Raw genomic sequence first — 13,795 nt, forward strand, 5'->3', positions numbered from 1 at the left:
TGGGCAGTGTGAGAACTTCCATCCTGGAAGACCTCGACGTCTATCCACGAACCAGCCGCCGACCCTCGACTACACCCTCAACTGCGAAGAGCCCCGTTGGGCCCTTAAAAGGGCGGCCCCCGGCGCAGGAGACGCCGGGGGCCGCAGGCGGGTGTGTTCTTACTCTTGGGTGGTCGCCTTCCCCGGTCCGGCTCCGGGGCAGGGTGTGCCGTCGGCGCACCCTTCTGCGCATTCGTGCTTTGTCACCAGCTCGAACTGGACGCCCCGGTGCTGCTCGACTCCGCTGCGGATGGCGCGCTCCACCACGGAATCAGCCAGTCTCCGCCGAAGTGAGAGGGGGTCCCGCCGGAGGTCTTTGGTGAGGGCGAAACAGAGCAGGAGCATGACGATCACGAAGGGCAGGGCAGCCACGATGGTGATCCGCTGGAGTCCGGACAGGGCCTCGGAAGGCTCGTCGCCCCCGGCGAGGAGCATGACGGCCGCCACCGCGCCGGTCAGCCCTCCCCAGAAAATCACGAGGGCCCGTTTTGGCTCGGAGGTCCCGTTCGAACTGAGCGATGCCATCACGAGGGACGCGGAATCGGCGCCTGTGATGAAGAAGATTCCAACCAGGACCATGGCCAGGACGATGACGGCCGCCATGAGCCATGGGGGAATGGGCAGGTTGCGGACCAGGTTGAAGAGTGCGCCGTCGAAGTCGATGCTGGCTGTCCCGTCGGTCATGGTCATCAGCCCGGCCGTGCCGGCCTTGTCCGCCTCCTGCTGGATGTGGAAGGCAGTGCCGCCGAAAATGCCGAACCAGATTACGCTGACCATGCTGGGTACCAGCAGGACGCCGGTCACAAACTGCCGGATGGTCCGGCCCCGGCTGATCCGGGCAATGAACATGCCGACGAAGGGCGTCCAGGAGATCCACCAGGCCCAGTAGAAGATGGTCCAGCCGGACATCCAGGTGCGCAGGGTTTCATCGCCTACGGCTTCGGTGCGGGACGACATTTCGGCGAGGTCCCTGATGTAGTCGCCGACGGCGGACGGGATCAGGTTGAGGATGAAGAGCGTCGGTCCGGCTACGAAGACGATGAGGGCCAGGACGACGGCCAGGACCATGTTGATGTTGGACAGCCACTGGATGCCCTTGCTGATGCCGGAAACCGCCGACGCGATAAAGCATGCCGTCAGGATGGCGACGATGGCCACCAGCACGGGGGTGCCGATTTCGCCTGCCCAGCCGTTGGACGTGAAGCCGCTGCCGATCTGCAGGGCGCCCAGGCCCAGGGAAGCGGCGGTGCCGAAGAGCGTGGCGAAGATGGCAAGGATGTTGATGACCTTACCGACCGGGCCTTCAACTGTCCTGATCCCGAACAGTGACGTAAAGGCTGTGGAGATCAGCTGCTTGCGGCCAAGCCGGTAGGTGCCGTACGCCATGGCAATTCCCACCACCGCATACATGGCCCAGGGGTGCAGCGTCCAGTGGAAAATCGAGGTGGCCATGGCCGTTTGAATGGCCGCCGGGGTCCGGCCGTCGACGGTTCCGGGGGGCGGCGAGATGAAGTGGTAGAGCGGCTCCGCCACGCCGTAGAACATCAGGCCGATGCCCATGCCGGCGGCGAACATCATGGCAATCCAGGAAACCGTGCGGAATTCGGGCTTTTCGCCGTCCTTGCCCAGCGGGATGTTGCCGAACTTGCCCAGGGCCAGCCACAGCACGAAGACGACGAAGAGTGACGCCAGGACCATGAACAGCCAGCCCGTGTACTCCATCACCCAGTCGAGCGCGTTCGTGGAGGTTGCGGCGAGGCTGTCCTTGCCGAGGAACCCCCAGGCGACGAAAGCCAGCGCGATGACGCCCGTGATGCCGAACGTTGCCTTGTCCAGCGTCAGTTTGCCGTTTCGGCGCCGGGAGATGGCCTGCTCCGTCTGGCTTAGCCGCAACTCCTCCAGGATCTGTTCGTGGTCGGTGGCGGGGGGAGGCGCGGCTGGTTTCTCTCCCATGCCGGCATCAAGCGGGGTGCCGGGGGTTTCGCCGTCGGAGGGCGGCACGTTGGCCTTGCGGGAAGTCAGTTCACTATTAATGGCCATGAAAGCGGATCCTTTGGCTAGTCCATGGGCTTGCGTTGAATGCGCGTCCTGCAGGCTTCCGGATCCGGGACGGACCGGTGTTCGCCGCAGACGAGCAGGCAGGGCCTAAAGCCCCTCGGGGAGGTGTTCCGCAAAGATCAACAGAGTTCGCGCTAAGCAACAAGAGTGCTGTAAGTCACTTTCAAAAGTCAAGAATGCGTCGACGCATGAACCTCTTGATGACGTGTACCTTGACGGCCTGCAGTCCGATGGATCCTGGGGCTCTCCGCAGCAGGAAAGGACGCCGCCACCAAAGCAATCCGGCTCTCCGACGGCCGGTGATGTGCCTTTGTCCGGCGATTCCGCCTAACGGACGGTGTAGCCCATGTTGGCGCTGACTTTGAGTCCAGCTTCCTTAAGGGAATCGATCAGTCCCGGAATCGTTTCGGGCTCAAAGCGGAACGCCGGGCCCGAGATGCTGAGCGCACCAACCACGGTGCCCTGGTGGTTGTAGACGGGGACGGCTACGGCGTTCAGGCCGATCTCGAACTCCTCGCGCACCACTGCATAGCCCTTGTTGCCTACCTCCAGCAGCTGTGCGTCCAGCTCCTTGCGGCTGGTGACGGTGCGCGCGGTGCGGGCGGCCAGTCCCGTCTCTTTCAGGATCCGGTCGCGCTCGTCAGCCTCCAGCGCGGCCAGGAGGACCTTCCCGCTGGACGTGGCGTGCAGCGGGGTCAGGCTCCCCACCCAGTCATAAGTGGCCAGGGTGGAGGGTCCCATCGCCTGGTCCACGTTGACCGCGTAGTTGGAGCGCAGCACGGCGAGGTTGACGGTCTCCTTAAATTCCTCCGCCAGGCTTTCCAGCACGGGCCTTGCCTCGCGCACCAGGCTCAGCCGGCCGGGGATGGAGCTGGCCAGCCGCAGGATCCCAAACCCGAGCTGGTACTTGCCTCGCTCGCTGTTTTGATGGACCATTTCGCGGGTCACCAGGGAGCCCATCAGCCGGGAGACAGTGGACTTGTGGATGCCCATTTCTTCGGCTATCTCGCTGACGCCCGCATGACCGTCCCTGGCCAGGATCTCCAGGACTGTCAGGGCGCGCTCCACGGACTGGACTCCGCCGGACTGGCCGCCCTCGGCGTCGGTATCGGATTCCGGTTCGTGTTTAGAAGCCATACTTCCTGATCCTATGCGACCCGGGCCCCGGGTCCGTGCCGCCGGGGCGGAGAACGCCGCGGTGCGCCCGGCGGAATCTTGTGGAAATCTTTGCGCCTGCTTGCGAGGAGGTTGAGGTCCGCCGGGGAGACTCGAAGCAGCGGTCTCCAGGCGGCAAGGCCCCGACGGCGGGTGGACCGGAGGCTGGGCAGCTCGCGGAAGGCGGGGAAGCCAATGGAACAGATGAAAACAAGGGGTGCGGCGAAGGCCAAGGCACTGCTTCGCCTCTACGTGCACTCGCGGAAAGTGCGGGCGGCAGCCCGGGAACTGGCCGAAGCCCTGGCCGAATCCCGGGAGGTGTCGAGCTGGCCCGGGGACCGGCTGCAGGTGGGAGCTGCGGTGTCCGAGCATGTCGAGAAGCTCACCCGGAGGCTCCTTATCGAGACCGAGGCCCACGGCCGGTTCGCAGCCTTGGCCAGGTAACCCCGGCCGCGTCACCCGGCCTTGAATTATCCGTTCCGCCCGGGCCCATTAAGTGCCAGACTGGAAAGCAATCGAGTGGCTGGGGGTAACCAAGTCAGGAGATTGCAATGGGATCTGTATCCGGTTGGGCGTACCTGATCGCGGGACTTATGACCATGGACGCGCTGCTCATGGCGCTCTGGGCCATCGAGAACGACTGGCCCGGCAAGTGGTGGAAAAAGCTCTGAATAGCCTTACAGGCCCAGTTCCGCCTTGAGGGCGGCAACGTGGCCCTCGGCCTTGACCTGGTACTGGGCCAGAGCGACGTTGCCCGCAGGATCCACTACCACCGTCGAACGCACGATGCCTTCCACGATCTCGCCCTTGACCAGCTTCTCGCCCCAGGCCCCATAGGCCAGCGCCACGGCGTGGTCCGGGTCCGAGAGCAGCGGGAATGTGAGGCCGAAGTCCCCCGTGAAGCCATCAAGGGCTTCGGGGGCGTCGGGGGAGACGCCCACCACTTCGTAACCCTTGCCCTGCAGCGATGCAAGGCTGTCGCGGAAGTCGCAGGCTTCGGTGGTGCAGCCCGGCGTCGCGGCCTTGGGGTAGAAGTACACGATGACGTTCCTGCCGCGGTAGTCGGCCAATGAAACGGTCCGGCCCTGGGCGTCCTGGAGCGTGAACTCAGGAGCCGGGGTTCCGGGCTGAAGCTTGGTGGTCAGGGTGTGGCTCATGGCGTTTCCTTTGGCAGGCAATGTCATTTACGGGCAAAGCATCTAGTGAAGCGTTTTCCCCCAACAGTCCTCAACTCGGCCGTCACAAACGGTATTCCCGCGGACCCCAAGGATCTAGGGGAGGGGTTGGGTGAGCCAGGTGAAGGCCGTCTCCCGCGGCTCCTTGTACTCAAGGCTCACGTAGCCGCCGTACCCGAGCTCGCGGCTGCGCGCCACCCACTCGCGCAGCGGCAGTGTTCCCGTGCCTGGAGCGCCGCGGCCCGGTGCGTCGGCGATCTGGATGTGCCCGAAGTCCCCGGCGTGGCTTTCGATCACGGCCGGGACGTCGTCGCCGTTGACCGAGAGGTGGTAGAAATCGGCCAGCAGTTTGACGTTCACGACGCCGGCCTCCGCCTCCACCCGCCGGATCACCTTCAGCGCGTCCGCGGCCAGGAGGAGGGGATAGGCGGGGGCGCCGCTCACCGGTTCCAGGAGCACGGTGCCCCCGATGCCGGCGACGCCCTCCGCCGCAGCGGCAAGGTTTTCGGCGGCCAGTTCATCCTGTTTGGCCGCGTCTTCGCCCTGGATCCGGTTGCCGTACAACGCGTTGAACGCTTTGCAGCCCAGCCGTCCGCCGATGCCGGCCACCACATCGACGTTGTCCCGAAACTCGCTGGACCGTGCCGGCCACGACACCAGGCCGCGGTCGCCGCCGGGCATGTCACCGGCGCTGAAGTTCAGCCCGGTCAGCTGGACGCCGGCGTCGGTGATGGCCTTTTCGAAGGCCGTGACCTCCGCGTCGGCCGGGACGGAGGAGGCAAACGGCCACCAGAACTCCACCGCGTCGAACCCGGCGGCTTTCGCGGCGGCCGGGCGCTCCAGCAGGGGCAGCTCGGTGAGCAGGATGGAGCAGTTCACGGTGTACGTCATCGAAGGTCCTTCCGGGCGGTACGACGGCGGGGCCGGCCTCGGGAGGCCGACCCCGCCAAAGGATGATTCCTAGAGGACGTCCTCGTTCACGAGTTCGTCCTCTTCCTCACCGAGCTCCAGCAGCTTGCCGCTCTTGCGGTCGGCCAGGTACTTCTTCATTTCGCGCTTGATGACCGGCAGGAGCATGTACACGCCGAGCAGGTTCACGAACGCGCAGATGAACAGGGCGGCATCGGCGAAGTTCAGCACCTGGGTGAAGGTCAGGACCGTACCCACCACGGTGAAGAACAGGAAGACAGCCTTGTAGGTGACCTCCGAAGCCTTGCTGCGGCCGAACAGGTACTCCCAGGCCTTCAGGCCGTAGTAGGACCAGGTGATCAGCGTGGAGAACGCGAACAGGGCAACAGCCACGGCCAGGACCACCGGGAACCAGGGGAGGACGGTGGCGAAGGCGTCGGAGGTGAGGATGACGCCGTCGGGCGCACCTTCGCCTGCCTGGACCTGGTCGATGCCGGCCTGCAGGCTGGGGGCACCGGCGATGATGATGGCCAGTGCGGTCATGGTGCAGATGATGACCGTGTCCACCAGGGGTTCGAAGAGCGCCACGAAGCCTTCGCTGACAGGGCGGCGGGTCTTCACAGTGGAGTGCGCGATGGCTGCGGAGCCCAGGCCGGCTTCGTTGGAGAACGCTGCGCGCTGGAAGCCAACGATCATCACGCCGACCAGGCCGCCGGCCATGCCGGACGGGTTGAAGGCCCCTCCGATGATGGCGGCAAACGCGGCCGGAACGCTGTCGATGTTGACGATGATGACGAACAGGCAGGAGACCACGTAGATCAGCGCCATGGCGGGGACCAGCTTGCCGGTGGTGGCGCCGATGGACTTCATGCCGCCCAGGATCACTGCGGCGACGAGTCCGGCCAGCACCAGGCCGAAGACCAGTGCCGCGCCGGAACTGCCCAGGAAGCCGTCCTCGCCGCCGGTGACGTTCTGGATCTGGGCAAAGGTCTGGTTGGCCTGGAACATGTTGCCGCCGGCGATGCCGAAGATCAGGATGGAGACGGCGAAGATGCCGGTAAGGATCTTGGCCGGCACGGTGCCGAGCTTCTTGAAGGCGATGGGCAGGTACTTGAACGGGCCGCCGGTGACGGTGCCGTCGGCGTGGACCTCGCGGTACTTCACGCCCAGGGTGCATTCGGCGAACTTGGTGGCCATGCCCAGCAGGCCGGCCAGGATCATCCAGAAGGTGGCGCCGGGGCCGCCCAGCGCCATCGCGGCACCTACGCCGGCGATGTTGCCCAGGCCCACGGTGCCTGAAAGCGCGGAAGTCAGGGCCTGGAAGTGGGGGACCTCGCCCGGGTCGGACTTGCGGGAGTAAAGGCCGCGTACCACTTCGTACGAAACCTTCAGCCCGCGGAACTGGACGAAGCCGAAGTAGGCGGTGATGATGACGCCGGCGGCAATCAGCCAGGCTACGACGGCGGGAAAGCTCACGTCCCCGATGGTGATGGGGAAAAAGACGATCTTGGAGAAAATGTCTGCAATCGGGAGGAACACCGCATCGATGGCCTCCTCGACTTGCGCCAGCCAGCTGAGGTCTTCAGACACGGCCATAGGCATCGCTTCCATGGGTACCACTTTCTTGTTGCGAACTGGGCAAGGCTCTGGCCCTGGTTGGGGTGGGCCGGGGGTTTTGCCGCTTAAGGCGCTCCAAGTTTACCCGACTTTGAGTGCTGCAGGTCACACTGCCGTTGGCGGGCCGAAGGGCCGGCGGCGCCAGGGCCGTCGTCGTGCGCCTTAAACCGCGGAATTCCGCGGGTTGAGCAGCAGTCCCCCGGCGCGGCCGGACGCGCCGGGGGATGAGCCGCAACAGTCGGGAACTAGCGGGTCAGGTCCTTGCCCCTTGTCTCAGGAATGGTAAATACGGCGGCCGCGCTGATGGCCAGGAGCACCACCGCGTAGGCGTTGAACACCTGCGGCGCGCCCAACGTGGTGCCCAGCCACTGCTGCAGGTACGGCGCGGTGCCGCCGAAAACGGCCACGCAGATGGAGTAGGGCACGCCCACGCCCACGGTGCGGATGGAGGTGGGGAACAGCTCGGCGTACACGGCCGGCACGATGGCGGCGCTCGCGGCGATGAAGACCAGCATCACGGACATGCCCACCGCCAGCTGCCACGCGGAATCCTTCAGCAGCCAGGTCATGGGGAAGTGCATGACGGCAGAACCAATGGCACCGGACCAGAGCACCTTCTTGCGCCCGATCCCGTCGGACAGCTTGCCCCAGAACGGCAGGGCGGCGATAAAAACGATGTTGGCGACCACGCCGGCCCAGAGGGCTTCGCCGCGGTCGATCTTCAGTGCGGTGGTGGCGTAGCTCGGTGCCACGACGCCCCAGATGTAGTAGATGACGGTCAGTCCGACGGTCAGGCCGATCACCTGCAGTGCCTGGCGGCGGTGGCGCACAATCTGCGGCCAGATCGGGGCGCGCTTCTCGGCGGTGGATTCGCCCTCGAACGCTTCCGTTTCGTGCAGGCGGGCGCGCATGATCAGCGCGTACAGGCCCATCGCCGCGCCCAGCAGGAACGGGATCCGCCAGCCCCACGCGTTCATCGCCTCAGTGGTCATGGACATGTTCAGGATGGCGCCCAGCAGCGTGCCGAACAGGATGCCCACGGTGCCGGAGGTGTAGATCAGGGTTGCCCAGAAACCGCGGTGCTCCTTGGGTGCCATCTCGGACAGGTACGTTTGCGACGACGGCAGTTCACCGCCGTGCGCCAGGCCCTGGATGAGGCGGGCCACCAGCAGCATGAGGGACGCCCAGGCACCCACCGCGGCGAACGTGGGGGCGACTCCGATCATCAGGCTGCCCAGGGAGGCGAGGCCGACGGCGAGGGTCATCGATGTCTTCCGGCCCACCCGGTCGCCGATCCAGCCAAAGACGAAGCCGCCGAAGGGGCGGGCGACGAACCCGACGGCGAAGATCGCCAGGGTGGACAGCACGGCCGAGGCCGGGTCCGCCTTACTGAACAGCTGGCTGGCGATGAACGGCGTGAACGTGGCGTAGATGGCCCAGTCGTACCATTCGACGGCGTTTCCGATGCCGGTTCCGACGATGGTCTTGGCGGTGGACATCCGTCCAGTCTGCTGCTTGGTTACTGTCATGGTCATGATGACTTCCTGGAGGTCGATAAAAAAGCTGGAATAGCGGTGCTGGTGCCGGCCGCTGGCGCGCTGCTAGGACGCTGCCGAAAGGGCGGCCAGCCGCGAGATGGCCAGTTCGGCGTAGAGCGCGGCCCCGTCAGCCAGCACGCCGTCGTCGAACGTTGCATAAGGTGAGTGGTTGAACGGTGACCGGGCGGGATCTCCGCCGGGTGCCATGGCGCTCAGCCCAACAAACGTCCCCGGCACCTCGGCCAGGACGCGGGAGAAGTCCTCTGAACCGCCCAGGGGAGTGGCCCAGCGGGAGAGGCGGCGCTCGCCGAAGAGGCCGGAGATGACCTTTTCCGCAGTGGTTGTCTCGTCTTCGTTGGTGATGGTGAGGGGGTATTCCTGTTGGTAGTCCACGTGGACCTCCACCCCGTGCCCGGCGGCGATCCCTTTGAGCATGCGCGGGACGGCTTCCATCATGCGGAGGCGGGATTCCTCGGAGAATGTCCGGATGGTGGCCTCGATGCGGGCTGACTCCGGGATGATGTTGCGCTTGGTTCCGGCGTGCAGGACGCCGACGGAGAGCACCACGGGGTCGAACATGTTGAACTGGCGGGTGACCATGACCTGCAGGGCCGTGACCATTTCCGCGGCCACTGTCACCGGGTCCTTCGCCGCGTGCGGGGCCGAGCCGTGGCCGCCGGCGCCGAGTACCGTAACCTCAAGGCCGTCCGAGGCGCTGAGCATGACGCCGGACTTGGTACAGAATGTGCCGTGCGGCTCCAGGGACGAGAAGACGTGCATGCCGTAGGCGGCCTGGACCCGGGGGCCGGCGGCATCGAGGACGCCTTCCTTGATCATGTAGCGGGCGCCGTCACAGCCTTCCTCGCCGGGCTGGAACATGAGGACCACGTCGCCTTGGAGCCGGTGCTGCTTCTCGGCGAGGAGGGTGGCGGCGCCGGTAAGCATGGAGGTGTGCAGGTCGTGGCCGCAGGCGTGCATTGCGCCGTCCGTCCGCGAGGTGTAGTCCACGCCGGTCTTTTCCTGGACCGGGAGGCCGTCCATGTCGGCGCGGAGGAGGACTGCCGGGCGGACTTCGGCGGCTGCGGCGGTGCCGGCGGCCTTGCCTGCCCCCGCGCCGGTACCGGTCCCGCGGAGGACCGCGGTGACGGACGTCGTGTCCTTGCCGAGCGTGATTTCGTACGGCAGGCCGGACAGGGCCTCAAGGACCTTCTCCTGGGTGCGGGGAAGGTGGAGCCCAATTTCCGGCCGGCGATGCAGGTCGTGGCGCAGGCGGACCAGGTCGTCCTGAAGTTCCTTGGCATCTTCGGTAATGGGCACTTTGTTACTCCTTGAAAAGTGGCTTTCCGTTCTGGGGACTATTCTGAAGTGGCATGACTCACATGCTGGAAAACCGCAGGAATTATCCTTTGCATCCGGCCTTTTAGCAGGATTCATGCACTGTGACGGGAGGCGTAATGGAGCTGAGCGAAGAGGATCTGGCGCTCATCCAGGTCCTGCAGGCCTCGCCGCGGCTGGGCTGGGCGGACGCCGCCAAGGTGCTGGGAGTCCACGCCACGACGCTCGCGGCGCGGTGGGACCGCCTCAAGTCGAGTGGAGCTGCCTGGGTCACGGCGCACCTCGCCGGTGACCCCCGCCAGATGCTCCTGGCCTTCGTAGCCGTGGACTGCGAGATGAACCGCCGCGAAAGCGTCACAGCCCAACTGGCGCAGGTTCCGGACATCATCACGGTGGAGGAAGCGGCAAGCAACCGGGACCTGATGCTGACTGTGGTCACGAAGTCCCTGGACGACTTCAGCACGCAGGTGGTGTCCCGACTGAAAACCATCGACGGCCTGACCAAGTACCAGACCTCCCTGTGCACCCGGCTCCATACGAGTGCGGACGAGTGGCGGCTCAACATCCTGGACCGGACGCAGCTGGCAGCCCTTCGCTCCCTGGGGGTCCACGCAACTCCGGCAATCCGGCGGCCGGGCCCGGCGGGCGACCTTCCCGCCAGCCACCTTGACCTGCTGCCGTTCCTGGCCCGGGACGGCAGGGCGACAGCGGCCGAGATCGCCCGGGAACTGGGCCGGCATCCGGCTACCGTGCAGCGCCAGCTCAACCGCGTGCTTGCCAGCGGCATCCTGTCATTCCGGTGCGAGATCGCCCAGCGCTACTCTGCTTTCCCGGTGACCTGCCAGTGGTTCGTGAACGTTCCCGCCGGGCGCCATGAAACGGCGTCGGCGGACATCAGGACCATCAGTAACGTCCGCCTGAGCGCCTCCACCACCGGACCCACCAACTTCACGATCATCATGTGGCTTCAGTCGCTGGCCGACGTCATGGATGCCGAGCTTGCCCTGCAGCAAAAGGTGCCGGGGATCGAGCTGGTGGAAAGCGTGGTCATGCTGCGGACGGTAAAAAGGGTGGGCTGGATGCTCAACGAGGACACCACTTCCAGCGGCGCCGTGGTGGGCAATTAAGGTGGTGGCGCGGGTTACGCGGCTTCCGGGCGGGGGAGTATTTCCCCGCGGCGCAGCACAGCCTCCAGGTCCAGTTCCCGGTTAAGGACGACGACGTCGGCCGGCATCCCTGCACGGAGGTCCCCTGCCAGCGCCGAAAGTCCCAGGACGGACGCCGGGACAGCCGTCGCCGACGCGACCGCATCCTGCAGGTCCACCCCCGCGGCCACGGCGCACCGGACCACGTCGAGCAGCGTCGCGGTCCCGCCGGCGATGGAGCCGCTGCTGTCCACGCGCGCCACGCCCCGGTCCACCGTCACCGCGAGGGAACCCAGCCGGTAGTGCCCGTCCTGCAGCCCCGTGGCCGCCATGGAGTCCGTCACCAGGGCGATGTTGCCGGCGCCAACGAGGTCGAATACCAGCTTGACCGTCTGCGGGGCCAGGTGAACACCGTCGGCGATCAGCTCCACCACAGCCTCGCCCGCGCGGGCTGCTGCCAGGCTGGCCGAGACCGGTCCCGGCGCGCGGTGATGCAGGGACGGCATGGCGTTGAACAGGTGGGTGACCGTTGGCCGCCGTCGTCCGTTCCCCTGGCCGGCGGACTCATGGCCGGCGGATGCAAGTCCTGCCGCCGCCTTGGCCAGGAAGTCCGCGGCGGTGGGGCTGTCCGCGGCGGTGTGTCCCAGGGACGGGATGACGCCGTGGGCGGTGAGGAGCTCCACCAGTGCCGACGCGCCGGGCAGTTCGGCCGCCAGCGTCACCGAAGCCAGGGAAGGGCCGGCGGCGTCGAGGAGACCGGCCATCAGTCCGGCGTCCGGCGCGAGCAGCAGTGCGGGATCGTGCGCGCCGCACTGGGCCTCCGAAAGGAACGGACCTTCCAGGTGCGAGCCGGCGATCAGTCCCTCGTCGGTGAGCGTGCGCAGGTTTTTGACGTTGCGGACCAGGTCCTCCGGCGTGCCCGTCACCAGGCTCGCGACCAGGGTGGTGGCACCGCGGCTGTGCAGGTAGCGGGAGGCGGAGCGGGCGCCCTCGGGCGAGCCTTCGGAAAAGTCGGTGCCCAGTGCGCCGTGGCAGTGCAGGTCCACCAGTCCGGGAATGATGATCCGGCCGGCACCCCCGGCAGTCACGCCTTCCGAGGGTTCAAGCAGCCCGGGTTCAAGCAGCCCGGGGAATTCCGACGCCGGCCCCACGTAGGTGAGCACGCCGCCGTCGTACGCCACAACGCCGTCCGTGATGTCCGCGGTGGCGGTGACGACCCGGCCGCGAAGGGTGGATTCGGTGCTCATGCGCTCCAGGCTTCCTGGTTGAGTGCGGCGGCGAAGGCCGCGGCAAGGGTGGGGTCGGACGGGAGGGGACGGGCGGCGGGGGAGCCGTGCCCCGCCGGCGCGCCGCCGGCCCGCGGCCGTGCCGAGGTGTGGATGGCATGCACGCCGGCTTCCACCAGCGCAGGGACCAGCTCCACCGTTGCCCCGCCGCCGGCCATGATCTGGACGGACGGGGCGGACTGCCCGCCCAGCTGGACCAGCCGCCGCAGCATCGGCAGCCCGGCCCCGCAGTCGGTGGCTCCGCCGCTGGTCAGGACGCGGTTGACGCCGGCCTGTTCCAGCCGGGACAACGCCTCGGCCGGATCGGTTCCGGCGGCAAGGGCAGCGTCGAATGCCCGGTGGAACGTCACCTCGGCGGCCGGGTTGGACTGCCGCGCCGCGTGGACGATCCGCCGCGCTGCCGCTTGGTCCGGGGCGCCGGCGGCGGTCAAAAACCCCACCACCACCCCGGCCGCCCCGGCACGCAGGCTCGCGGAAACGTCCCGTTCAATCACGGCAAGCTCATCCGCGGTGTACGCAAAACCGCCCGGCCGCGGCCGTACCAGCACATGGACGGGAAACCCTTGCGCGCAGGCGTGCTCCACCGCGCCAATGCCCGGAGTGACGCCGTCCGTCTCCGCCAGTGCGGTGCAGAGTTCAACCCGCGCCGCGCCCACCGCTTCGGCCAGCCGGACGCCCTCGGCGTTTTCCACGGCGAGTTCCAGTTGCGGCAGGCGGACGGCGGGGCTCAGAGTCCCTGCCACGCCGGCTTCCGCCCGAACGTGTCGGTGTAGTAGTCCCGGTGCGCCAGCCTTGACGCCGCCGCCTCGTCCACCAGCACCGACACATGCGGGTGCAGCTGCAGCGCCGACGCGGGGCACAGTGCGGCAACGGGACCCTCGACGGCGGCCGCAATGGCTTCCGCTTTCGCCTCGCCCATGGCAAGCAGCAGCAGGTGACGTGCCCGCCGGATGGTGCCCAGCCCCTGGGTCAGGACGTGTTCGGGAACGTCGGCGGCGGACTCGAAAAACCGCGCGTTGTCCTGCCGGGTCTGCCGCGTGAGGGTCTTGATCCGGGTCCGTGACGCCAGCGAGGACATGGGTTCGTTGAACCCCACGTGCCCGTCGGTCCCGATGCCCAGGATCTGGATGTCCACCCCGCCCGAGGCGGAAATGCGTTCCTCGTACTGCGCCGCCTCGGCCTCCAGGTCCTCCGCCATGCCGTTCAGACCATGCACGGCATCAGGGGCGAAGTCCACGCTGCCGGTGAATTCCTCGCGGATCACCGAGTGGTAGGACTGGGGGTGCCCGGCCGGCAGCCCCACGTACTCGTCCAGCAGGAAGGCCTGCGCGTTGGCGAAGCTGAGCCCTCCTGCGCGGTGCCGCCCGATGAGTTCCGCATAGGTGCCAAGCGGCGTGGAACCGGTGGCCAGGCCAAGGACGGACGGGCCGCGGCGGACCTGCTGCTCGATGGCGTCGGCGGCCGTGCGGGCCACGTCGGCCGGGGTGGGAAGGATAACGATTTCCATGCTCTCCAGGCTGCTTTCGGTTTTGGGCGGG

General features: G+C 67.0%; 12 protein-coding genes. 2 read left to right on the plus strand and 10 right to left on the minus strand.

Going from position 1 to position 13,795, the window contains the following annotated elements; genetic code table 11:
* Nucleotides 1-159: 159 nt before the first annotated feature.
* Both ACIQCN_RS14520 and ACIQCN_RS14525 read right to left on the minus strand, forming a co-directional pair.
* On the minus strand, nucleotides 160-2,079 hold the full coding sequence (locus ACIQCN_RS14520) for a BCCT family transporter (protein WP_400605191.1): 1,920 nt from the start codon (nucleotides 2,077-2,079) through the stop codon (nucleotides 160-162).
* A 345-nt stretch (nucleotides 2,080-2,424) separates the two neighbouring features.
* Nucleotides 2,425-3,234 carry an IclR family transcriptional regulator gene (locus ACIQCN_RS14525; protein WP_400605189.1) on the minus strand — a complete coding sequence of 270 codons (810 nt, stop codon included), beginning with the start codon at nucleotides 3,232-3,234 and terminating at the stop codon, nucleotides 2,425-2,427.
* 213 nt (nucleotides 3,235-3,447) lie between these two features.
* Here ACIQCN_RS14525 and ACIQCN_RS14530 point away from each other — a divergent pair, with 213 nt between their 5' ends.
* Nucleotides 3,448-3,696, plus strand: a complete 249-nt coding sequence (locus ACIQCN_RS14530; RefSeq protein WP_400605187.1) for a hypothetical protein — start codon at nucleotides 3,448-3,450, stop codon at nucleotides 3,694-3,696.
* Between the two features lie 233 nt (nucleotides 3,697-3,929).
* Here the strand turns inward: ACIQCN_RS14530 and bcp are convergent, their stop codons facing one another.
* The 5 genes from bcp to ACIQCN_RS14555 form a co-directional block, all read right to left on the minus strand.
* Nucleotides 3,930-4,409, minus strand: a complete 480-nt coding sequence (bcp, locus tag ACIQCN_RS14535; RefSeq protein WP_400611538.1) for a thioredoxin-dependent thiol peroxidase — start codon at nucleotides 4,407-4,409, stop codon at nucleotides 3,930-3,932.
* 114 nt (nucleotides 4,410-4,523) lie between these two features.
* Nucleotides 4,524-5,318 carry a hydroxypyruvate isomerase family protein gene (locus tag ACIQCN_RS14540; RefSeq protein ID WP_400611540.1) on the minus strand — a complete coding sequence of 265 codons (795 nt, stop codon included), beginning with the start codon at nucleotides 5,316-5,318 and terminating at the stop codon, nucleotides 4,524-4,526.
* Nucleotides 5,319-5,387: 69 nt separating this feature from the next.
* Complete coding sequence (locus ACIQCN_RS14545; protein ID WP_400611542.1) at nucleotides 5,388-6,947, minus strand: alanine/glycine:cation symporter family protein; 1,560 nt, start codon at nucleotides 6,945-6,947, stop codon at nucleotides 5,388-5,390.
* 251 nt (nucleotides 6,948-7,198) lie between these two features.
* Nucleotides 7,199-8,488 (minus strand): MFS transporter, encoded by a 1,290-nt coding sequence (locus ACIQCN_RS14550; RefSeq protein ID WP_400611544.1) that lies wholly within the window; start codon nucleotides 8,486-8,488, stop codon nucleotides 7,199-7,201.
* 66 nt (nucleotides 8,489-8,554) lie between these two features.
* A complete protein-coding gene (locus ACIQCN_RS14555) occupies nucleotides 8,555-9,808 on the minus strand; it encodes a M20 family metallopeptidase (protein WP_400611546.1) in 1,254 nt (417 codons plus the stop codon).
* Nucleotides 9,809-9,945: 137 nt separating this feature from the next.
* Between ACIQCN_RS14555 and ACIQCN_RS14560 the strand changes: the two genes are divergently transcribed.
* Entirely contained in the window at nucleotides 9,946-10,953 is a 1,008-nt protein-coding gene (locus ACIQCN_RS14560; protein WP_400605176.1) for an Lrp/AsnC family transcriptional regulator, read from the plus strand.
* 14 nt (nucleotides 10,954-10,967) lie between these two features.
* Here ACIQCN_RS14560 and ACIQCN_RS14565 read toward each other — a convergent pair whose 3' ends face one another.
* From ACIQCN_RS14565 to nagB, 3 genes are read right to left on the minus strand one after another with little or no spacing between them, the layout of a single operon-like run.
* On the minus strand, nucleotides 10,968-12,218 hold the full coding sequence (locus ACIQCN_RS14565; RefSeq protein WP_400611548.1) for an N-acetylglucosamine-6-phosphate deacetylase: 1,251 nt from the start codon (nucleotides 12,216-12,218) through the stop codon (nucleotides 10,968-10,970).
* Nucleotides 12,215-13,000 carry a copper homeostasis protein CutC gene (locus tag ACIQCN_RS14570; RefSeq protein WP_400611550.1) on the minus strand — a complete coding sequence of 262 codons (786 nt, stop codon included), beginning with the start codon at nucleotides 12,998-13,000 and terminating at the stop codon, nucleotides 12,215-12,217. Before ACIQCN_RS14570 ends, ACIQCN_RS14565 begins: the two co-directional genes overlap by 4 nt.
* Complete coding sequence (nagB, locus tag ACIQCN_RS14575) at nucleotides 12,985-13,764, minus strand: glucosamine-6-phosphate deaminase (RefSeq protein WP_400611552.1); 780 nt, start codon at nucleotides 13,762-13,764, stop codon at nucleotides 12,985-12,987. Before nagB ends, ACIQCN_RS14570 begins: the two co-directional genes overlap by 16 nt.
* Nucleotides 13,765-13,795 lie beyond the last annotated feature (31 nt).

This window comes from Pseudarthrobacter sp. NPDC092424 (assembly GCF_044754925.1).
Taxonomy (GTDB): domain Bacteria; phylum Actinomycetota; class Actinomycetes; order Actinomycetales; family Micrococcaceae; genus Arthrobacter.